The sequence below is a fragment of the Erythrobacter sp. HI0063 genome (assembly GCF_001635685.1).
Lineage (GTDB): Bacteria > Pseudomonadota > Alphaproteobacteria > Sphingomonadales > Sphingomonadaceae > Qipengyuania.
In genome coordinates, this window is sequence record NZ_LWFF01000242.1 from 1 (window position 1) to 20,053 (window position 20,053).

Sequence of the window (20,053 nt, forward strand, 5' to 3'; positions counted from 1 at the left end):
GCGACTTGATCGCGGCCATCTTCTTCACATCGTCCTGCACGGTGTCGGCAGCGGTCTTGGCTTCTTCGACATAGGTGCGGCCCATGTCCTGCATGCCCGAAGCGAGGATCTTGCCCGATTCGACGAGGGCTTCGATGTTCGCCTTGTGGAAGTCGGTGACCTGCGAGGTCATTTCGCCACCCTTTTCGAAAGCGGCCTTGGCGCGGGTCTGCATCTGCGCAGCCATGTCCTTGGCGGTGGCGGTGTAGTCGGTCTTGGTGTTCTTGGCAGTGGCCATGATTTTTTCCTTGAGTTGGGTGACGGAGGGGCGGGCGGTGTTGCGCGCAGCCGCCTTCTTGGTTGTTTTTTCAGCGGGTTTCGAACCGGCAGCCTTCTTCGGCGTACGCTTCTTCGCGGGTGCCTTCTTGGCAGCGGCCTTATTGGCGACTGCCTTCTTGGCGGGGGCCTTTTCAGCAGCAGCCTTCGCAGGCTCCGCCTTTTCGGCTTCTGCCTTGGCGGCCGGGGCCGATGCCTTGGAATCGGCCTGCGCCGGTTCTGCGGCGACGGCTTCGGCAATCGCGGACGGCTTGACCGCAGCGGTCTCGTCGGCGGAAACCGCCTTCTCGACAGCCTTGACGTTCACGTCGTCGGCTTTCTTCTGCGCCGCGTCGGCAAACGCCTTTTCCGCGGCAGCATCGATTTTGCTCTGACCTTCGGCCATCGGTAACCTCACTTTGTTGCATTGCACAAATAGGGTGCAGGGCAACAAAGGTCAAGCAATTTTTGTGCAGTGCAACATTTCCGCTTCGAGAGGCTCCGGTGCGGCCTATCGCGTCATCACATAGCGTCCCGGCGCATCCTCGATGCCCGCATCATTCTTGCCGCCGGGTGCGCGCTTGCCCTTGGCAGGAACCGTCCGGCCATCCTGATCGCGCAGCCACTCGATCCAGTCGGGCCACCAGCTGCCCTTGTGCTCGGTCGCCCCGGCAACGAATTCTTCCAGCGAGGCGGGATCGCCCTCGTTGACCCAGTACTGGTATTTACCGGACTCGGGCGGATTGACGACGCCCGCGATATGTCCCGATCCGGCCAGCACGAAGCGCAACGGCCCCTTGAAGTGATCGGTGATTTTCCAGACGCTGGCGGCGGGTGCGATATGATCCTCGCGCCCGGCCTGAACGTAGGTCGGCGTTTCGACGATGCCGAGATCGATCTTGGTTCCGTCGACTTCCATCCGGTCTTTTTTGACCAGCCGGTTGTCGCGATAGAGATCGCGCAGGTAATCCTGATGCCATTGTGCGGGCAGGTTGGTGACGTCGCCGTTCCAGTGCAGCAGGTCGAACGCCGGATAGTCCTCGCCCAGCATGTAATTGTTGACGACGTAGTTCCAGATCAGATCGGTGCCGCGCAAGAGGTTGAAGGTCGCCGCCATGTACCGCCCGTCGAGATAGCCTTCGGGCGACAGCGCCTGGATCGCGGCGAGCTGCTGATCGTCGACGAAGTGCAGCAATTCGCCGGCCTGTTCGAAATCGACCTGCGCGGTGAAGAAGGTCGCGCTCCTGACCTTGTCCTGCTCGCCCCGGCGATGCAGCAGCGCCAGCGTCGCCGCCAGCGTGGTCCCGGCCACGCAATAGCCGATCGCGTTCACCGCTTCGACATCGAGGCGTTCGCGCACATGGTCGATGGCATCGATCTGGGCGCGCACGTAATCGTCCCAGACGACATCCTTCATGCTGGCATCGGCCGATTTCCAGCTGACCATGAACACCGTCACGCCCTGCGCGACGGCCCAGCGCACGAAGCTCTTCTTCTCGTTCAGATCGAGGATGTAGAAGCGGTTGATCCACGGCGGGAAGATGACGAGCGGGGTTTCCAACACCGTGTCGGTGGTGGGCGAATACTGGATCAGCTGGAACAGATCCGTTTCGTAGACGACCTTGCCCGGCGTGGTCGCGATGTTCTCGCCCAGCGTGAAGGCGTCGGCATCCGTATGGCTCAGCTGGCCGCGCCTCAGATCGGCGAGCAGGTGCTCCATCCCCTTGACCAGGTTTTCCCCGCGCGTTTCCAGCGTTCGTTCGAGCACGACCGGATTGGTCATCGGGAAATTCGCCGGGCTCGCCGCTTCGGTGATGGCGCGCGTGGTGAAGCGCAATTGCTCGCGCTTGTCCGGCGTCAACCCGTCCATATTGTCGACCATGGCAAGCGCCTGTTCGGCTAGGAACAGATAGGTCTGGTGGATCAGCGCGAAGGCGGGATGGGCGCGCCAGCGCGGATCGGCGAAGCGCTTGTCCTTCAAGGGAAGATCGGGCTCTCCGTCCTGCGCCTCTGCCGATTTGGGGCCGATCCCGTACTGGCCCAGCACGTCCTGCCACAGGGCAAAACCCTGCTCCCAGAGCGCCTTTTGCTGTTCAGCCTGCGCCAGCGGCATCTGGCGGTACCAGCTTTCCGCGACGCTCATCCACCGGGCCGGATCGAAGAACGGCATCATCGCCTGCGGGTCGCCCATGCGTTCCTGCTGGTATTGCAGCCACATGCCCTGCAGCTTGGTGCCGACTTCGGCCCAGTGCTGCATATCCTGCGCGGACATCGCGGCATTGCCATCGGTCCCCGCCATCGGAACGAAAGAAGGATTGAGTATCGGAGCGAACATCGCCTGGGCAAGCCCAGCGGGGTTTTCATACAGGGCCGTGAAGGCAGTGCCGTCGAAAGGGTTCGGCGCATCGGTCTTGTCGGTCATCACAGCTCCGCTCGTTCTGATTGCACGCTTGTGGGACAAATGCGCGCTTGTCGCCTGTGTAGAATATTCCGGCGCGCCCTGCCTAGGGTGAGTTTGCGCGAGGCCTTCAAGCAGCTAAGCATGGCACTGTCGAAACGCCCGTTTCGCATTCGTATTCGCCATCGGAGGATCGCTTGGCCGAGGAATTCTACCGTATCAAACGCCTGCCGCCCTATGTGATCGCGGAAGTCAACGCGATGCGGCACGCGGCGCGGCGCGAAGGGCGCGACATCATCGATCTGGGCATGGGTAATCCCGATCACCCGCCGCCCCAGCACGTGATCGACAAATTGTGCGAGGTGGCGGGCAAGCCCAGCGCGCATGGCTATTCCCAGTCCAAGGGGATTCCCGGCCTCCGCCGCGCGCAGGCGAATTATTACGGGCGCCGCTTCAATGTCGATCTCGATCCCGAGCGCGAAGTGGTCGTCACGATGGGTTCGAAGGAAGGCCTGTCGAGCATGGCGACCGCGATCATCGCGCCGGGTGACGTGGTTCTGGCGCCAAGCCCGAGCTATCCCATCCACACATTCGGCTTCATCATCGCGGGCGCCACCATCCGCAGCGTGCCGACCACGCCTGACGAGAAATACTGGCAGGCGCTCGACAATGCGATGGCCTATACCGTCCCGCGCCCGACCGTGCTGGTGGTGAATTACCCCAGCAATCCAACCGCCGAGACGGTCGATCTGGCCTTTTACGAACGGCTGGTCGCCTGGGCGAAGGAGAACAAGGTCTGGGTGCTCTCCGACCTCGCCTATTCCGAGCTTTATTACGACGGCAAGCCTACCCGATCGATTCTGGAAGTGCCGGGGGCGAAGGACGTTGCGGTCGAATTTACCTCCATGTCCAAGACCTATTCTATGGCCGGATGGCGGATGGGCTTCGCGGTGGGCAATCCCGAACTGATCGGCGCGCTGACGCGGGTGAAGAGCTATCTCGATTACGGTGCCTTCACGCCGATTCAGGCGGCGGCCTGCGCGGCGCTGAACGGGCCGCAGGATATCGTCGAGGAAAACCGCCGCCGCTATCAGCACCGGCGGGACGTGATGGTGGAAGCATTCGGGCGCGCGGGCTGGGATATTCCCGTACCGCCCGCCAGCATGTTCGCCTGGGCGCCTCTGCCGCCGGGCTTCCATAATGTCGGCAGTCTGGAATTTTCCAAGCAATTGCTCGAACATGCTGGCGTCGCCGTGGCGGCGGGCGTGGGCTATGGCGAAGAGGGCGAAGGGTTCGTCCGCATCGCCATGGTGGAGAACGAACAGCGCATCCGCCAGGCGGCCCGCAACGTGAAACGGTTCCTGGCGGAGCGGGGCTGAAGCAGGCCGGGCGCTTACCCCTCCGAAGCGGAGCTTTCCGCGCCCGCACGGCCCATCTTACCTCGCTAATTCCCTTTTCGGCCCGCATGTCCGCGCGGCCGGGAAGGGTCGATGCCGCATCGTTTCGTCTGGATTTCGCTCGCGCCGGAGCCGCCGCCCGATTGGGATCTGCGCCGCTGCGGCTGGACGATGGCGCCGGGCGAGGGAGGCCCCGAGCCGCGCCTGTTCGACCGGCGAGAAGCGACGGCGCATGCCCTGCCGGAGAGGCCGACGCGGCTCATGGCGGCTCTGGGCGTAGAAGCCGGGCCGGCGCGCGCCGATCTGCTCTCGCGCGGGTTCGGCGATGCGCTCGGGCCCGACGCCGGGCTGGAGGAATTGTCCGCGCGGATGGAATTGATGGCCGAGAATGCCGCGCGGCTCCGGCGCGAATTGTCGGCGGGCCCTGTCACGCTCGACCTCTTTCACCGTGACGGGCGCGTGGGAAAGCGCTGGCTGGGCCTCCACCCGCGCGAATTCGCGCTTCTCTGGCATCTGGCGGAAATACCGGAGAAGGCGGTGTCGCGGGCCGATCTGCTGATGGAGGTCTGGCGGCTGAAACACGATCCGGGCACCAATTCGCTCGAAGTCCATGTGTCGCGCCTGCGCTCGAAGATCGCCGCCGCCGGTGTGAAGGGGTTGGTCGAAACCGCATCCGAAGGTGGGTATCGCCTTTCACTGTGACGCTGGACAGGACCGCCGCCTTTCCCCACCATCGGCACAAACCCGCGATGAAGGAGCGTGAGAGTGCAGGAAAACGATCGGATTCGGATCGATCTCGGCGATGACGGCGTGGCGCAGGTGCGCTTTACGCGCGGCGACAAGATGAACGCGCTCGATCCCGAACAGTTCGACCGGATTATCGAAGCGGGCGAATATCTGCGTGACCTGAAGGGCCTGCGCGTCGTGGTCCTGTCGGGCGAAGGGCGCGCCTTCTGCGCCGGGCTCGACCTGACCAGCATGGCCGAGGGCGGCTCGAACCCGCAGGCCAAACTGGCGGAGCGCACGCACGGCAATAGCAATCGCGCGCAGGAAGCCGCCATGACCTGGCGCAAATGCCCGGTACCGGTGATCGCGGCAGTGCATGGCGTTTGCTTCGGCGGTGGCCTGCAGATTGCGAGCGGGGCCGATGTCCGCATGGTCCATCCCGATACGCGCATGGCAATCATGGAGATGAAATGGGGCCTGGTGCCCGATATGGGCGGATATGCCCTCTGGCGCGGGCTGGTGCGCGACGATGTCTTGCGCGAGCTGGTCTACACCAATCGCGAATTTACCGGGCGCGAGGCGCAGGAGCTGGGGCTGGCGACCTTCGTCGACGAAGATCCGCTGGCCCGCGCGACGGCGTTGGCTGAAACCATCGCGCGCAAGAATCCCGCCGCCATTCGCGGCTCGAAACGCCTGTTCGACGTGATGCAGGACCGCGATACCGATGCGATCCTGATGGCCGAGAGCGAGGAGCAGGATCACGTGATCCGCAAGCCCAACCAGATCGAGGCCGTGATGGCCGAAATGCAGAAGCGAGCGCCCCGTTTCGAGGATTGAGGCGGCGGGCTTTCCGCCAGCTCAGCCTGCGCGGAAATGCCGCAGATCGCCATCGCCCGCTTCGATGAGGCCATCGGAGCCGACCGGGTCGCGCCGTCCGTTGGACAGGAAATCGAGCGTGGCGCGATCGTTTGCCGGGACGGCGGCCAGCGTCCGCTCTCCTGCTGGCGTCAGAGCGACCACCGTTCCCATACGCACCGTGCCGTCGCGACGATAATGGACGGTGTAGGTCTCGATTCGTACCGGCCCTACATACTCCTCGTCCAGCGACGGGATCGGCCCGCGCCGGGCATCGGCTTCGGCCTGATAATCGTAATCTTGCGGGAAGGAAGCACCGGTCGGCTGGCTCGACAGCAGGATCGTGTGATTGTGCGTCGCATAGCCGCCATTGGCAAACAGCAGCCCCTTACCGCCATCTTCCCGCAACCGCTCGACCATGCTGGCCACCGCGTGGCTCATATAATTGCCGATCGGTCCGCCGCCGAAGGTCAGGCCTCCGAAAACCGTGATGGGCCTGTCCGCAGGCCAGTCGAGCACGCGCCGTGCCATTTTCGGGACGCAGGGGAAACAGCTGTAGAGTTCGACGTGATCGAGATCGGCGGCAGTCACGTCGTTCAGTTCCAGCGTGCGCTCGATCGAGACTGCCATGCCGGGGGAGGCGGCATAAGTGTCGCGCTTCAGGAAATCCGCATCCTCGTGCGCCGCCGCGCCGTGGCCGATATGGATCAGCCGCTCCTCCGCGATCCCGCGCCGACGCGCTTCGGCAAGGCTGGCGACGATGAACCCCGCGCCCTGATTGACGCTTGAGTTGGCGACCTGGAACTTGGTGTAGGGAAAGGCAATCGGGCGGTTGCGTTCGGACGGTGTGACCACCTCTTCCGCCGCCCTTTCCTCGTTCAGCCATGCATGCGCGTTCGTTGAGGCAACCCGGCTCATTCCGACCCACAGCGCGCCGCTTTCCGCCTGGCCCTCTGCCAGCGACTGGCCCCATGAAGAGCGTGCGGCGTTCTCGTACAGAGGATAGACGTCGACCGGCAGCGTGAGGCCGTAAGTCTGCGCATAGCCCGCCTTTGTGCGATGCGGCGCATCGCGCAGCGCGTTGGGCTTTGCGCCGTCCGGGCGCGGTTTCAACGCCGCGAGCTGGCCCGCCGTGCGCAGCGCTTCCCCACCGACGACCGTACAGATCGTAGCCTCGCCCGCGCCGATCCGGTTCGCCGCGTCGTGCAGCAATCTGATCGGACCGTCGCCATTGGGGCCGGGCGTGTGGTCGCGATGGGCGGGCGCGATGGCGAGCGCGGCGCACAGCGCGTCCTCGACCGGATTGAGCTGGGGCCAGCCGATCTGCGTCACCACTGCAAGACTGTCGCAATCGCTGAGCAAACCGGCTGCGCCGTCCCGTTCCGCCCGCCGCAGCGCTTCGGCCATCAGGCCGACCGGATCGAGCCCGTCTCCGGGCTGGTCGGGCCGGTCGTTCACCTGCCCCACGCCCACGATCACCGGTATCCGTTCCGGGTTCAAGTGCATCCGATCTCTCCCTTGCCACGTCTTCGCCCCATGGATACCGGTTGCAAAACGAAACACAAAGGAGAGGCCTGCCCATGAAGACCGCGATCACCGAAATGTTCGGCATCCAGCATCCCATCATCCAGGGCGGCATGCATTATGTCGGCTTTGCCGAGATGGCGGCGGCGGTCTCCAATGCAGGCGGGCTGGGCATCATCACCGGGCTGACGCAGGGCACGCCCGAGAAGCTCGCCGACGAAATCGCGCGCTGCAAGGACATGACCGACAAGCCGTTCGGCGTGAACCTGACCTTTCTCCCTTCGCTGAACCCGCCCGATTATCCCGGCCTCGTGAAAGCGATCATCGAAGGCGGAGTGAAGGTGGTCGAGACCGCCGGGCGCAATCCGGAACAGGTCCTGCCGCATCTGAAGGATGCCGGGATCAAGGTGATCCACAAATGCACCAGCGTGCGCCATTCGCTCAAAGCCCAGTCGATCGGGTGCGATGCGGTGTCGGTCGACGGGTTCGAATGCGGCGGCCATCCGGGCGAAGACGATATTCCCAACATGATCCTGCTGCCCCGCGCGGCGGACGAGCTGGAGATCCCCTTCGTCGCCAGCGGCGGCATGGCCGATGCGCGCAGCCTCGTCGCCGCGCTGGCCATGGGCGCTGAGGGGATGAACATGGGCACCCGCTTCATCGCGACGAAGGAGGCGCCGGTGCACGACAATGTGAAGAAGGCGATCCTCGCCGCGAGCGAGCTGGACACCCGCCTCGTCATGCGGCCCCTGCGCAATACCGAGCGGGTGATGACCAATGACGCGGTCGAGAAACTGCTCGAGATCGAGAAGGAAAAGGGCGCGGACCTCACGTTTGAGGATATCTACGAACAGGTCGCGGGCGTCTATCCGCGGATCATGTCGGAAGGAGACATGGATGCGGGCGCCTGGTCCTGCGGCATGGTGGCCGGCCTCATCAGCGACATTCCGACCTGTCAGGACCTGATCGACCGGATCATGAGCGAGGCCGATGCGATCATTCGCCAGCGGCTCGCCGGCTTCCTCGACGCCTAGGGATTTTCGATCATGGATTATGTGAATCTCGGCCGTTCGGGCCTCAAGGTCTCGCGCCTGTGCCTGGGCTGTATGAGCTATGGCGATACGAGCCGCGGCTGGCATGGCGACTGGGTGCTGGATCAGGACCAGTCGCGCCCTTTCATCCGCGAGGCCATCGAAGCCGGGATCAATTTCTTCGACACCGCCAACATGTATTCGATGGGCGCATCGGAAGAGGTGATCGGGAAACTGCTGCCCGAATTCGCCCATCGCGACGAGATCGTGGTGGCGACCAAGGCCTTCCTGCCCTGGAAGCGGGCACCGAACACCGGTGGCCTTTCCCGCAAGGCGCTGTTCCAGGCGGTGGACGACAGCCTGAAGCGCCTCGACATGGAGTATGTCGACCTGTTCCAGATCCATCGCTGGGATGCCTCGACTCCGATCGAGGAGACGATGGAGGCGCTTCACGACATCGTGAAGATGGGCAAGGCGCGCTATCTCGGCGCGTCCAGCATGTATGCCTGGCAATTCGCCAAGGCGCAGGAAACGGCGCGTGCAAACGGCTGGACGCCCTTCGTCTCGATGCAGAACCACGTAAACCTGCTTTATCGCGAGGAAGAGCGCGAAATGATCCCGCTCTGCGAGGATCAGGGTGTGGGGCTGATCCCGTGGAGCCCGCTGGCGCGCGGACGGCTGGCGCGCGCCTGGGACGAAAGCACGGTGCGCAGCGAGACCGACGGATTCGGCAAGACGCTCTATCGCCAGCATGTCGAGGCGGATCGCGCCACGATCGAAGCGGTCGGCGAAATCGCCGAAGCGCGCGGCGTCGAGCGGGCCAGCGTCGCGCTCGCCTGGCAGTATTCCAAACCGGCCATGGTCGCGCCGATCGTGGGGGCGACCAAGCCCGGTCATATCGCGGCGGCAGTGGCGGCCACCCAATTGGAGTTGAGCGAAGACGAGATCGCGCGACTGGAAGCGCCCTATCTGCCGAAGAACCCGGTCGGCGTGGAAAGCACGGTTGCGGGCGATCTCGAGTTGACCCTGCGCGGAGATTCCGAACGCTCCTGACAGGAAAAGGCGAAAAATCGCCTGTTCTGCGACAGCCCTGTCACATTCGCGGCATCCCCGTCACGCATCGGTCACGCAATCGCGACACAAAGCCTCGAGCCAGAGGGCCCCCAGCGAGGGGCTAGGGGGCGTGGGCGACGTGTCGGGGTGCCATGGATATCGTTACGATCTTTCTGACCGGGCAGGAGGCCGAGGGACTGGAACCCTTCGACCACGACAATACGCATATCGTGTTCGACCGGCTGACAAGCGAAGGCCCCCGCCGGATCGCGGAAGGGCAGGTCTGGGCTTTCATCGACTGGGTGCTCGACGACATGTCGGGCCTCGAACTGTGCCGTCGCCTGCGCACCGATCCGCGCATGGCGGACGCGCATATCACCATGGTTCTCGATGCCGCCGACAATGGCGGGGACGGCGGCGGCGACAGTGCGGCGCATGAAGAGGACCGGCGGCGTGCGCTGAAGGCCGGGGCGGATGATTACATGACCGGCCCGATCGACAGGCACGCGGTGCTCGACCGCGTGTTCGCCCTGCGTTGCCCGCGTCAGCAGCACCGCGTCGCCCGCGTCATCGAGCTGGGCGCTTTGGTGATCGATCTGGGTTCGCTGCAGGCGCGCTGGGATGGCGAACGATTGGCCTTGCGGCCGAACGAGTTCCGCCTGCTGCGCTTCTTCGCCGAGAATCCCGATCGCGTGCTGAGCCGCCAGGATCTGATCGCGGGTCTGGGGAAACAGGAACCGCCGATCGACGAGCGCACAGTCGATGTCTGGGTCGGCCGCCTGCGCCGCGCGCTCCAGGCGGCGGGCGCGGGCCAGCCGCTGCGCACCGTGCGTTCGATGGGCTATGTCTACGACAGCGCCTGACGCGGATCGCCATCGGAGCTTTGCGGCGCGGATCGTTTGCGGCACAGTGTCATGATGCTGATAAAACGCCATTCCCTTCGCGCCGCACGCCTCCTGTCCGCATTCGCCGCGTTCCTGTGGGGATCGCTGGCTCTCGCCGCGCAATGCCCGCTCGATCAGGGACAACAGCAATTCCGGTTCGGTACAACGGCCAAGCCGTCCGGCCTGCTCGTGCCCGAAACAGAGCCCAGCGGGGATTATGGGCCGCGCCCGCTCGTCATCCTTCTGCATGGCAGCGGCGCCACCGGCGAAGCCATGCTGCGCGATTCGAAATTGGCGCAAACCGCGCAGCGGCACGGCTTCCTGCTCGCTTATCCCGATGCTGGCATTCCGGCAGGGCAGGGCTTCGTCTGGAACATTCCCGGCATACCGACCGTCACGGGCGAGGTGCCCGGCCCCATGGACCGTGACGACACCGCCTATCTCGTCGCGCTCGCCGATGCGCTCGTCGCGGCGGGCTGCGCGGATCCGGCGCGCATCTACGCGACCGGGCTTTCCGGCGGAGGCCGGATGGCGTCGTGGCTCGGTTGCACCGTACCCGCTCGCTTCGCCGCCATCGCCCCGGTGGTGGGCCTGCGCGCGGGCAATCCGAGTGCAGAGGACCGGATGCGGCCCGATCCCGAAACCTGCGAACCCGACGCCCCGATCGCGGTGGTCAGCTTTGCCGGGCTCAAGGACAACACCAATCCGATCGCTGGCGATGGCGGCGATCGCTGGGGCTATTCCATGCACGCCGCCGAACAACGCTGGGCCCAGCTCAATCGCTGCACCGAAGCACCCACGACGCGCTGGATCGAGCCCGGCCTTTACGAGGAACGCTATGGCGGCTGCGCCCAGGGCACCGAAGTGATCGCCCGCGTCAGCGTGGACGGCGCCCATAGCTGGGTCGTCGACAACGAAGCGATGTGGCAAGCGCTGTCGCGCCACCGCAGGGACTAGCGGCGTAGATACCGCGAGAAAGGAATGGTGGACGAGGCAAGGATTGAACTTGCGACCCCACCCGAATTGTCTGGGACCAGTGTCGCGATGATCGAGAAGCACTATGGCCATCTTGTGCGCGACGATGCCGAAGACGCGCTGGCGACCTTGGTCGTCTAGCATGAGGTCAACCGATGAAATTCGAGACCGCATCAGTAAATTGGTCTGGGAGACAGGATGCGAGACCTCGCCTCCCGGCCGGAAATGTCTATAGAAAACTGCGGGAGAACCGACAGGCGTGTTATATTTGACGCCGCGGGTGCTTTTGGGAGCATCGGCACTGATTTACCGGTCCCAAGCTTGCCGTCGCCATCGAAGGACGCGCTTTTGCCAGGCGACGTAGACAACGTCGATGCTACTACCGTAGAAGGACGAGGGCTGCATTTTTCTCAATTCTTGGACCGGTCCAATGATGTCGATCCGCCTCCTCTTGGTGTTTGCCACAGTGGCGCTTTCGGGATGTACCGCTTCCACCTCCCCGACAGAGGTCGTGCCATCGAACCAGCTCGATCAGGCTACCCTTGCCGTCATGGAGCAAATGGACCGGGAAAAGGCCCCTGCGGACATTGCGGGCCGGATCGACGCGCAGCGAGCTTTCTACGGTGAGTGGAACGATCGCAGGCTTGAGGAGATGCGGCAGGTCTTCTCCACGACAGACAGGCGCGTGACGATCGGAGGGGTTCCAGTCGACATCGTCGAACCTTCGGAGGGCGTGGCGCCGCGCAACGAGAACCGGGTGCTCATCAACGTTCATGGCGGTGCGTTCATGTGGGGTGCCGGGAGCGGAGCACTGGTCGAATCCATTCCCATCGCCGCGACGATGGGAATCCGTGTCGTGGCGGTCGATTACCGTCTGGCGCCCGAAAACCGCTACCCCGCCGTGTCCGAGGACGTCACCGCCGTCTATTCCGCGCTGCTCGAAGACTATCCGGCTGCGAATATCGGCATTTACGGCTGTTCCGCCGGGGGCATCGCGACGGCGCAGTCCGTCGCCTGGATGGCGCGGCAGGGCTTTCCGCGTCCGGGCGCGATCGGCACGTTCTGCGGGACGGGCGCGCCCTATTCCGGGGACAGCCGACGCCTCCACGCGCTGTTCGAGAGCGGGGAAATGGCGAGCCAGCCGGAGCTGCCTCGGACCCTCACCAATCCCTATATGGAGACTGTGCCGCCGAGTGATTGCGCGGCCTATCCCCTGACTTGCGAAGGCGACATTGCGAAGATGCCTCCGACCCTGCTCCTCGCCGGAAGCCGGGATTTCGCCGCCAGCGCTCTCACGCTGGCGCATCGCCGCCTCGCTGCGGCTGGCGTCAGCAGCAGGCTGTTCCTGTTCGACGGGCTTCCGCACGCCTTCTTCATGTGGCCGCAAATGCCAGAATCGCGCGAGGTCTACCGGATTGTCGCCGAGTTCTTCGATCAAGAGCTTGGGACAGAGTTGAGGCAAAAACCTTGACCCTGAAGCTTTTTGGCGCGAGATTTGGCTGAGTTCACGAGGGAGGGCAGGATGGAATTCGGTGCGGTACGGTTGAGCAGAGTTTCGTCGGTCCGCCGGGTTTGCCTGGCCTTCATCGCGGCAATCGCCCTTGGCGCGAATCAGGCTCCGCCAACCCCTTCTGAACTCTATGGCGATTTGTTCGTGGAGGTGCAGGAACGGCGGATTTTCGGCGACAACAAGACCTTCGTCGACGCCGTCCCGCTCCGTGCGCCCGAACAGATCATGGCGGACTATCGCGCTGCGCCCCCGGCCGACGCGGAGGCCCTGCGCGCATTCGTTCTCGCCAATTTCAGCGTGCCGGGCATCGCCCCCACGGCGCCGCTTGCTCTGCGCGAGCACATCAAGGCCCTGTGGCCCGATCTTGTTCGGCAGCCGCGTAAGGAGGTCGAAGGCGGTTCGCTTATCGCGCTGCCCTTGCCCTATGTCGTTCCGGGCGGCCGGTTCCGCGAAATCTATTACTGGGACACCTATTTCACGATGGAGGGATTGCGCGCCGATGGCGAAGCGGTCCTTGTCGACAATATGATCGACGACTTCGTCAGCCTGATCGAACGGTTCGGCCACGTGCCCAACGGGACGCGTACCTATTACGTCAGCCGTTCGCAGCCGCCCTTCTTCGCCCTGACGCTCGATCTGTCGGAAAATACCGACCCTGTTGTAATTGCCCGGCGCCTGGCGGCCCTGCGCACCGAATACGCGTTCTGGACGAAGGGCGAGAGGTGCGCGACGAAGGGATCGCCGTGCGAGCGTGTGGTCGTCATGCCCGACGGTTCGATCCTGAACCGCTATTGGGATGGCCGCGATACCCCTCGCGACGAATCTTTTGCCGAGGATCGCGCCACGGCAGCCGAGGTCGAGGGCGAGCCTGCCGAAAAGGTCTATCGCAATCTTCGCGCCGCTGCCGAAAGTGGATGGGATTTCAGTTCGCGCTGGTTCGCAGACGGGCAAACGCTCGCCACGATCAGGACGACCGACATCGTACCCGTCGATCTCAATTCGCTCCTCTACGCGATGGAGATGCGCATCGCGCGCGGATGTCGCGAGGCTGGCGATCAGGCTTGCGCGGATGGTTTCGCCGCCCGCGCCAGTGCCCGGCGCGCCGCGATCCGCAAATATCTCTGGGTCGATGGAGAGGCGCGCTATGCGGATTGGAGCAGGCTCGAAAACCGGCCAATCCCCGGATTGACCGCCGCCACGCTCTATCCCCTGTTCACCGGCGTGGCGACGCCCGACGAGGCCGGCAAGGTCGCGCGGACCACGCAAGAACGGTTGGTCGCGCCCGGTGGCCTCAGGACGAGTCTGGTGCGCACGGGCCAGCAATGGGACGCGCCCAATGGCTGGGCGCCGCTGCAATGGATCGCGGTCATGGGGCTGGAGCGATACGGTCACGACGAATTGGCGCGACAGATCGCTTCGCGTTGGATCGACACGGTCGATCGGACCTATCGTGAAACCGGCAAGATGCTCGAAAAATACGACGTCGAGGAGAAGAAACCGGGCGGTGGTGGCGAATATCCGACGCAGGACGGGTTCGGCTGGACCAATGGGGTGGCCAGCGCCCTGCTGGAAAAATATCCCGGGCTGGACCCTGCCGACGCCCCATAGGAAGAACCAATCCGGTCCGCCGAGGTTTGTCTCGCGGCGCCGATCCGCTAGTCCCTCGCCACGTTCGCTGCGAAGGACCCCCAATCTTTGATTAAAGAGCATCTTCACGTTGCCCGGCTGACGCGGGCCCTGGCCTCGCATCTGCTGGAGAGGGCGGCGCTGACCGCGCGGCATCTCGATTTGGGCGTCACCGAGATCCGCGCCGTCGAACAATTGTATCTCTCCCAGCCCATGACGATCGGAGACTTGGGTAGCAGTTTAGCCCTGACGAGCGGATCGGTGACCGCCCTCGTCAAGCGGCTGATCGCCAAAGAAATTGTGGTGAGGCAGGACGACGAGGAAGATCGCCGCCGGGTCTGGATATCGATCAATCCCGACAAGATCGCCTGGTTCGAATCCTTCTATCTCTCGACCATCGCCATAGGTCAGCGGGCCGTGGAGGACTTTCCGCAGGAGGATCTCGAGACCGTGGTGCGGTTTCTCGAACATTATTGCGCGGCGTCCACCGCCTCGACGGACAATCTCAAAAAGGAATTTCGCGCGCAGAAAAGAGCCGGAGCGCGCACGCCCCGGCCCTGAAGTGGCCCGTCCGGGCGGCCAATAATTTTAGAACGAGATCGAGGCTCCGAAGGTAAAGGAGCGGCCGAGGATCGGTCATGCAAGTATCGGTCCCGTCCCCTGCGATCCGATGATCCGCGGATTGCCTTCGGTGAGGCCGATCTCGTTGGTGAGGTTCGTGCCGGTCACCTGAAGCCGGACCCGGTCGCTGATATCGACGGAGGCACCGGCATCGAGCTGGTAATAGGACGGGAGCAACTGGTTGTTCTCTGGGTCCGAAAAGCGATCGCCGGTATAATAGAGCGTGGCGTAGACGGACGGCCTCAGCCCGCCGATGTCCACCTCGTAGCTCGGCGTCACGCGCCAGCGCCAATTCGGCTGGCGCTGCACTTGGTTGCCGGTGTTGTCGATCGCGCCGTTGCTCGTGAAGAAGCCCTGATAGGTCGCATCGAGATAGGTGGCGCCGAACGCCAGGCTGAGGCCTTCGATCGGCTCCAGCGCCCCTTCGACCTCGACGCCGGTGGCCTTCGCCCCGCCGACGGCGGAGGAGGGCGCTCCGTTGATGATCTGGATCGTCGCCAGGCCGCTGAAATCGTTATGGAACAACGTCGCGTAAAGGTTCAGCCAATCCTTGGTGATCTTCAGCCCGCCCTCATAGGTATCGACGGTGGCGATATTGGTCACCCCTTCGCGCAAATTGTCGAATTGCGGGAAGGCCTTGCCCTTGCTGTACCGGGCAAACACGCCGACATCCGGGGTGAAGTCGAAATTCGCGCCGCCGGTGAACGACCAAGCGTCTTCCGAATAGGCGATGGGCGTCTGCACTGGGCCCCGCTGGGCATCGTTGTTGTTGTAGAGGGTGGTCGGATTGCCGTCCGTATTGCTGTAGAACGGCTGGCGGACATAGCCGTCGACCGAATGCTTCTGCCAGCGCAGGCCCCCGTCGATCCGCAATTGCGGCGTGATCTGCAATTCGTCGACGAGATAGAGGGCGATATCCTCGCCCGAATAGGCGGCATCGAGGAAATAGAACGATCCCTGCACGAAACCGTCGCGCGTGGCGACGCGGCCATCCGCAAAGGTTAGATTGATGCGGCGTGCATTGTCTTCCGCCGTCAGCAGCAGGCCGTTGCCCAAATTCCAGTCGTCGCGCGTGAAATAGTCGGCGTAATAAACCCCGCCCGTCAGCGTGTTTCCGCCCGTGCTGAGCTGAAGGGCGAGATCGTTCACGAAGCTGTCGATCTTCTTCTCGACGGTCCAGATGCCCGCCTGGATCACCTGCTGGTTGGGTGAGACTGCACCTCCTCCATTGACGAAGGTCAGCGAGCCGATCCGCGATACCGCGCCGCCGCGGGCAGCGGCGAAATTGGCAGCCGTCGTGGGTGGGCCAGCGGGGACGAGGCCGGTGGTGAAGGCGTTCCCGCCGAGGAAGCTCATGCGATCGCGAATGGTGAGCGAATCCGACAGGGCGAATTCGACATTCGCGCCGACATTGACGATTTCGGCACCGCGTCCCTTGGCGAGATCGACCTGCGCGCCCGAATTCAAAGTCGTGAAGCGAACATCGTTGCTGGCGAGGGTGCCATAATTCGCGTCGAACCCCGGAAATTCGGAAATATCTTCGCCGTTCTGAATGATCGGGATAGGGAGCAGCCACTGGCCCCGATCGTCGAGATAGCGCGCATAAAGGAGGATCGTCCCGTCATTGCCGAAATCGTGCCGGATATTCGCGGTGATCTGACCGCCCTTTTCCGCATCGAACTGCGGATCACGCACGCCGCTACCCTGCCGATAGAAGCCGCCGATCATGAAGCCTGTATCCTCGCCGAGCGGACCCGAAAGGTAGGCGTCCGCCCGGTATTCGCCGTAATCGGTTATCGAGCCTTCGAATTCGCCTGCAAGGACCGAGCCGCCTTCGCGCTACACGAGGTTGACGGTGAGGCCCGGCTGACCGTTCGAGAACAGCGATCCGGTCCCGCCGCGAACCGCCTCGACTCTCGCGACGGTGTTGTCGATGCGGATCAATTGCGAGTTTTCGAGGAACGACAATGTCGGGGGCGGGAAGATCGGCGTGCCGGAGGACTGGAAGGTCACGAACACCGCATCGCCGCCCGACGGATAGCCGCGCACGAAGATATTGGCGCCGTTCTGGCCGCCCGATGTCTCCGCCGAAACGCCCGGAACCAGCTTGAGGAAGTCGGCCGTGCTCGCGGGTGCGGCACGCGCGATTTCCTCGTCGCTGAGGGCAGTGACGGCGAAGGCCGCATCCTGGCGAGTCGTGCCTGCGCCGGCGGTCCCGACCACCACGATCATCGGACTCTGCGCGCCGGTTTCGTCCTAGTTTTCCGAAGCCGCGCTTCTGTCTCCCATAGCGTCCTGAGCCAGCGCCGGAGAGGCACTCAATGCCAGAAGGCTTGTTGCAGCCAATATTACTTTCTTCATTGTTTCCCTCCCGTTTCCAGCGCGCCGGATCCCGTCCGAGCGTCATCTGATCCCAATTCTTTCCTGAAGAAGGCGCCGACTGTCCGATACGCCTCGCGGCTCTCCTGCGGTTCGGGGTCGGACATGAAGGAATGCCACATGCCGTCCCACACATGCAGGTCCGCCAAAACGCCTGCGCGGTTCAAAGCGGCATGGGTCGCGAGCACCGAGCTGAGGCCGCCGTCGCGCGTCCCGCTGATGAGCAGCGTGGGCGGAAAGGCAGCGATCGCTTCGGGCGAGGCCAGGGGTACGAGCTTCGGATCGGAGAAGTCGGACCCCGCGAAATAGGGGTGGGCCGTCCAGTCGATGCTGTTGCCCGGTTCGCCGCCGCTCGCGACCTGCGAGAGATAGACGGAATCGCCACCGGGCATGGATGCGCCCATGTAGAACAGGCCAATCGCGCCGGGGGAGGGCAGGTCGTGTTGCTGGAACCAGACGACGGACTGGGCAGTGAGCATCGATCCCGCTGAACACCCGTAGATCCCGATAGATTTCGCATCGAAGCGTTCGAGGAGGGAGGCGTAGACGCTCGCGACATCCTCGCTCGCCGCGGGGAAGCGCGCTTCGGGCGCGAGGCGGTAATCGACCGTCACGACCTGCATCCCGGAACTGGCGGCGATGGGTATCGCCTCGACCAGGGCGCCCGTATCGCTGCCCCAGAAGAAGCCGCCGCCATGCAAATTGATAAGGATCCGGCCCGGATCGGGCGCGCGGTCCGCCGGAGTGACGATCTGGACCGGTACGCCGCCGATCTCCGTCCGCTCGATCGACACGTCGTAGAGGGCGCGGAGGCGAGCGATGCGCGAGCGATCGACGACCGCGTAATCTTCCCGCACCTTGGCGATGTCAGGTCCGAAGGTCGGGCCGGGTGCGAGCACATGGTCGGCGAACCATTGCCCCGCTTCCGGCGAGGCGAAGTCGCTCCACGGAAGCTCGAACGCAGACACCTCAACCGCGGCGGAAGAAGGCGTCGCCTCCTGCGAGAATGCCGGGCCTGCCAGCAACCCGGCGATCGCAATCAGACCGAAAACAGATTTCCTCATCAGCGTCTCCCTCCGTAGAAAATCTCACGATCAACCTTGATGATCAAGCAAAATACCTTTGCTGTGAAGGAATGTGTTGGTTTTCGCCTAAACGATTGAAACGTCGATCATATTGCGTGCGAGGCGACGCCGACTGCGGCGAGAGCGCGCGCTAGACCGCAGATATCCTTCGACATCTTCAGCGACTCGCCATCACCGTAGATGCCGCTCGGGAGCTTGCTCTCGATGGGGCGGGGCAGGTGTCTCGGCTCGCACGGCAATCCGCGTCTGGTCTGCGCCTCCCGCCCTCAAATGGCGACCTTGACCGAAGAGCCTCCATCGACCGGTAAGATCACGCCGGTCACGAACTTCGCCTCGTCGCTCATCAGATATAGCGCTGCGAAGGCGACATCCTCGGCCTGGCCCACATGGCCCATCGGAACGGCGCGGTCGCGGCCCTTTCTCAGCGCGTCCTTGTCTATGCCGCTGGCCTTGCTGTGCCCTTCGATCGCCATCGGCGTGTCGATCAGTCCCGGCGTGATGGCGTTGCAGCGCACCTTATGGGCGGCCTCATGGAAGGCGACGCTTTACACCAGTCGGTTCATCCCCGCCTTGGAGACCGAATAGGATATCATCGGACTGGGCGCGATCGAGGCGAGCGAGGATATGGCGACGATGGCGCCATGCCCGCTGTCGCGCAGCAAGGGGATTAACGCCCCCATCGTGCGCCGCGCCGCAGTGAGGTTGACCAGCATGATCCTGTCCCAGGCGTCGTCGCTGACCTTGCCTGCCGGGCCGTCGCCGCCGCCTCCGATGCCGATATTGTAGACGAGGCCGTCGAGACCGTCCCAGCGCGCCTTTGCCGCTTCGGCGACGCGATCGGCGGCCCCTTCCTCGGCGACATCGGCGACCATGACGGCATTGGGCCCGGCGCAGATGTCTGCCGTCGCTCGCGCGGCGGCTTCGTCGCGATCGACCAGAAGGAGGTCGGCGCCCTCATGCGAAAAGATGCGAGCCATCGCGCGGCCATTGCCCTCCGTATCGCCGCGGGTCTGGCCCGCGCCGAGGATCGCGATCCGTTTGCCCGCCAGACGTCCGCTCACGCGAACAGCGGGCGCAAGGGGTCGTCGGCGACGTCGGGATCGGGCTCGACCCCGGCGGTCAGTAGAAACATGCAGACCTGCGAATACTGTCCGACCGTCCAGACGATGTCGATCGCGGTGTGATCCCCGAAGGTCGAGCGGATGCGCTCGAATGTGTCTGGCGCGATGCGTCCTTCTACGACCAGTTCGTCGACCGCCTTCATGACCATTGCCATCTCGTCGGTAAGAGGCGTGCGATCGCCGACGGCGATGGCGTGCAGCACTTCGTCCGTGAAACCATGCTGGCGAGCGATCACCGCGTGACGCAGAAATTCGTATTCGCAGCGGCGCAGCGCGCCCGTGCGCAGGATCGCGAGCTCGCGAAGCGCGACGCTGAGGGTGTTCTGGTCCGACAGGATATAGGATCCCCATCCCAGAAACGCCTCCATGGCAGCGGGATGGTGCAGCATGGTGCGAAACACATTGTAGTCGCGTCCGCGCACCAGCATCGCGTCCATCATGCGACGCTGCCGCTCGTCCATCTCTGCATCGCCCAGCGGTTTCAACACGGCCATCGATTAGGATTCCTTCTCATGGCGCATCGAGAGGGCGGGGGTCCGCATCCTTATCGCAGTGTCGAATGCGGACGCTCCGA

At 64.0% G+C, this 20,053-nt stretch carries 17 protein-coding genes and 1 pseudogene; 10 read left to right on the top strand and 8 right to left on the bottom strand.

What is annotated here, in order from left to right:
* Positions 1 to 700, bottom strand: a 700-nt coding sequence (locus A3736_RS07905; protein ID WP_067681376.1) for a phasin family protein, incomplete at its 3' end; no start/stop codon positions are given.
* 105 nt (positions 701 to 805) lie between these two features.
* A complete protein-coding gene (locus tag A3736_RS07910; RefSeq protein WP_067681379.1) occupies positions 806 to 2,716 on the bottom strand; it encodes an alpha/beta hydrolase in 1,911 nt (636 codons plus the stop codon).
* Between the two features lie 173 nt (positions 2,717 to 2,889).
* Between A3736_RS07910 and A3736_RS07915 the strand changes: the two genes are divergently transcribed.
* The 3 genes from A3736_RS07915 to A3736_RS07925 all read left to right on the top strand — a co-directional run bounded on the left by A3736_RS07915 (position 2,890) and on the right by A3736_RS07925 (position 5,652).
* A complete protein-coding gene (locus A3736_RS07915) occupies positions 2,890 to 4,071 on the top strand; it encodes an LL-diaminopimelate aminotransferase (RefSeq protein ID WP_067681382.1) in 1,182 nt (393 codons plus the stop codon).
* 111 nt (positions 4,072 to 4,182) lie between these two features.
* Positions 4,183 to 4,791, top strand: a complete 609-nt coding sequence (locus A3736_RS07920; protein ID WP_067681385.1) for a winged helix-turn-helix transcriptional regulator — start codon at positions 4,183 to 4,185, stop codon at positions 4,789 to 4,791.
* Positions 4,792 to 4,848: 57 nt separating this feature from the next.
* Positions 4,849 to 5,652, top strand: a complete 804-nt coding sequence (locus A3736_RS07925; RefSeq protein ID WP_067681387.1) for a crotonase/enoyl-CoA hydratase family protein — start codon at positions 4,849 to 4,851, stop codon at positions 5,650 to 5,652.
* Between the two features lie 21 nt (positions 5,653 to 5,673).
* Here the strand turns inward: A3736_RS07925 and A3736_RS07930 are convergent, their stop codons facing one another.
* Complete coding sequence (locus tag A3736_RS07930) at positions 5,674 to 7,176, bottom strand: acetyl-CoA acetyltransferase (RefSeq protein WP_067681390.1); 1,503 nt, start codon at positions 7,174 to 7,176, stop codon at positions 5,674 to 5,676.
* Between the two features lie 74 nt (positions 7,177 to 7,250).
* On the opposite strand from A3736_RS07930, the gene A3736_RS07935 reads away from it, so the two are divergent.
* From A3736_RS07935 to A3736_RS07965, 7 genes are all read left to right on the top strand, one after another.
* Positions 7,251 to 8,228: a nitronate monooxygenase family protein gene (locus tag A3736_RS07935; protein ID WP_067681393.1), complete on the top strand. Its 978-nt coding sequence runs from the start codon at positions 7,251 to 7,253 to the stop codon at positions 8,226 to 8,228.
* A gap of 12 nt (positions 8,229 to 8,240) precedes the next feature.
* The gene (locus tag A3736_RS07940) at positions 8,241 to 9,278 is read left to right on the top strand and encodes an aldo/keto reductase (RefSeq protein WP_067681396.1); all 1,038 of its coding nucleotides are present in this window, start codon (positions 8,241 to 8,243) and stop codon (positions 9,276 to 9,278) included.
* Between the two features lie 152 nt (positions 9,279 to 9,430).
* The gene (locus A3736_RS07945) at positions 9,431 to 10,141 is read left to right on the top strand and encodes a response regulator transcription factor (RefSeq protein WP_067681399.1); all 711 of its coding nucleotides are present in this window, start codon (positions 9,431 to 9,433) and stop codon (positions 10,139 to 10,141) included.
* A gap of 51 nt (positions 10,142 to 10,192) precedes the next feature.
* The gene (locus A3736_RS07950; protein WP_082851378.1) at positions 10,193 to 11,119 is read left to right on the top strand and encodes a PHB depolymerase family esterase; all 927 of its coding nucleotides are present in this window, start codon (positions 10,193 to 10,195) and stop codon (positions 11,117 to 11,119) included.
* A 448-nt stretch (positions 11,120 to 11,567) separates the two neighbouring features.
* Positions 11,568 to 12,608, top strand: a complete 1,041-nt coding sequence (locus tag A3736_RS07955) for an alpha/beta hydrolase (RefSeq protein WP_067681402.1) — start codon at positions 11,568 to 11,570, stop codon at positions 12,606 to 12,608.
* 51 nt (positions 12,609 to 12,659) lie between these two features.
* The gene (gene treA, locus A3736_RS07960) at positions 12,660 to 14,255 is read left to right on the top strand and encodes an alpha,alpha-trehalase TreA (RefSeq protein WP_067681405.1); all 1,596 of its coding nucleotides are present in this window, start codon (positions 12,660 to 12,662) and stop codon (positions 14,253 to 14,255) included.
* Positions 14,256 to 14,342: 87 nt separating this feature from the next.
* Complete coding sequence (locus A3736_RS07965; protein WP_067681408.1) at positions 14,343 to 14,834, top strand: MarR family winged helix-turn-helix transcriptional regulator; 492 nt, start codon at positions 14,343 to 14,345, stop codon at positions 14,832 to 14,834.
* A gap of 75 nt (positions 14,835 to 14,909) precedes the next feature.
* On the opposite strand, the gene A3736_RS07970 is transcribed toward A3736_RS07965, so the two are convergent.
* The 5 genes and pseudogenes from A3736_RS07970 to A3736_RS07985 all read right to left on the bottom strand — a co-directional run bounded on the left by A3736_RS07970 (position 14,910) and on the right by A3736_RS07985 (position 19,973).
* Positions 14,910 to 16,622: a TonB-dependent receptor domain-containing protein gene (locus A3736_RS07970; RefSeq protein WP_156502040.1), complete on the bottom strand. Its 1,713-nt coding sequence runs from the start codon at positions 16,620 to 16,622 to the stop codon at positions 14,910 to 14,912.
* Positions 16,623 to 16,733: 111 nt separating this feature from the next.
* Positions 16,734 to 17,126 (bottom strand): TonB-dependent receptor plug domain-containing protein, encoded by a 393-nt coding sequence (locus A3736_RS17075; protein WP_156502041.1) that lies wholly within the window; start codon positions 17,124 to 17,126, stop codon positions 16,734 to 16,736.
* A 125-nt stretch (positions 17,127 to 17,251) separates the two neighbouring features.
* Complete coding sequence (locus tag A3736_RS07975; protein ID WP_067681411.1) at positions 17,252 to 18,337, bottom strand: alpha/beta hydrolase; 1,086 nt, start codon at positions 18,335 to 18,337, stop codon at positions 17,252 to 17,254.
* A gap of 287 nt (positions 18,338 to 18,624) precedes the next feature.
* Positions 18,625 to 19,419, bottom strand: a pseudogene (locus A3736_RS17945) (SDR family NAD(P)-dependent oxidoreductase).
* Positions 19,416 to 19,973 carry a carboxymuconolactone decarboxylase family protein gene (locus A3736_RS07985; RefSeq protein ID WP_067681414.1) on the bottom strand — a complete coding sequence of 186 codons (558 nt, stop codon included), beginning with the start codon at positions 19,971 to 19,973 and terminating at the stop codon, positions 19,416 to 19,418. Before A3736_RS07985 ends, A3736_RS17945 begins: the two are co-directional and overlap by 4 nt.
* Positions 19,974 to 20,053 lie beyond the last annotated feature (80 nt).

Bases quoted from the DNA above. Each gene is read 5' to 3' on its own strand.
- A3736_RS07970 (WP_156502040.1), bottom strand. From the start codon at position 16,622: ATGATCGGCGGCTTCTATCGGCAGGGTAGCGGCGTGCGTGATCCGCAG.
- A3736_RS17075 (WP_156502041.1), bottom strand. From the start codon at position 17,126: ATGATCGTGGTGGTCGGGACCGCCGGCGCAGGCACGACTCGCCAGGAT.
- A3736_RS07975 (WP_067681411.1), bottom strand. From the start codon at position 18,337: ATGAGGAAATCTGTTTTCGGTCTGATTGCGATCGCCGGGTTGCTGGCA.
- A3736_RS07940 (WP_067681396.1), top strand. From the start codon at position 8,241: ATGGATTATGTGAATCTCGGCCGTTCGGGCCTCAAGGTCTCGCGCCTG.
- A3736_RS07985 (WP_067681414.1), bottom strand. From the start codon at position 19,973: ATGGCCGTGTTGAAACCGCTGGGCGATGCAGAGATGGACGAGCGGCAG.
- treA (WP_067681405.1), top strand. From the start codon at position 12,660: ATGGAATTCGGTGCGGTACGGTTGAGCAGAGTTTCGTCGGTCCGCCGG.
- A3736_RS07935 (WP_067681393.1), top strand. From the start codon at position 7,251: ATGAAGACCGCGATCACCGAAATGTTCGGCATCCAGCATCCCATCATC.
- A3736_RS07910 (WP_067681379.1), bottom strand. From the start codon at position 2,716: ATGACCGACAAGACCGATGCGCCGAACCCTTTCGACGGCACTGCCTTC.
- A3736_RS07945 (WP_067681399.1), top strand. From the start codon at position 9,431: ATGGATATCGTTACGATCTTTCTGACCGGGCAGGAGGCCGAGGGACTG.
- A3736_RS07950 (WP_082851378.1), top strand. From the start codon at position 10,193: ATGATGCTGATAAAACGCCATTCCCTTCGCGCCGCACGCCTCCTGTCC.
- A3736_RS07955 (WP_067681402.1), top strand. From the start codon at position 11,568: ATGATGTCGATCCGCCTCCTCTTGGTGTTTGCCACAGTGGCGCTTTCG.
- A3736_RS07930 (WP_067681390.1), bottom strand. From the start codon at position 7,176: ATGCACTTGAACCCGGAACGGATACCGGTGATCGTGGGCGTGGGGCAG.
- A3736_RS07920 (WP_067681385.1), top strand. From the start codon at position 4,183: ATGCCGCATCGTTTCGTCTGGATTTCGCTCGCGCCGGAGCCGCCGCCC.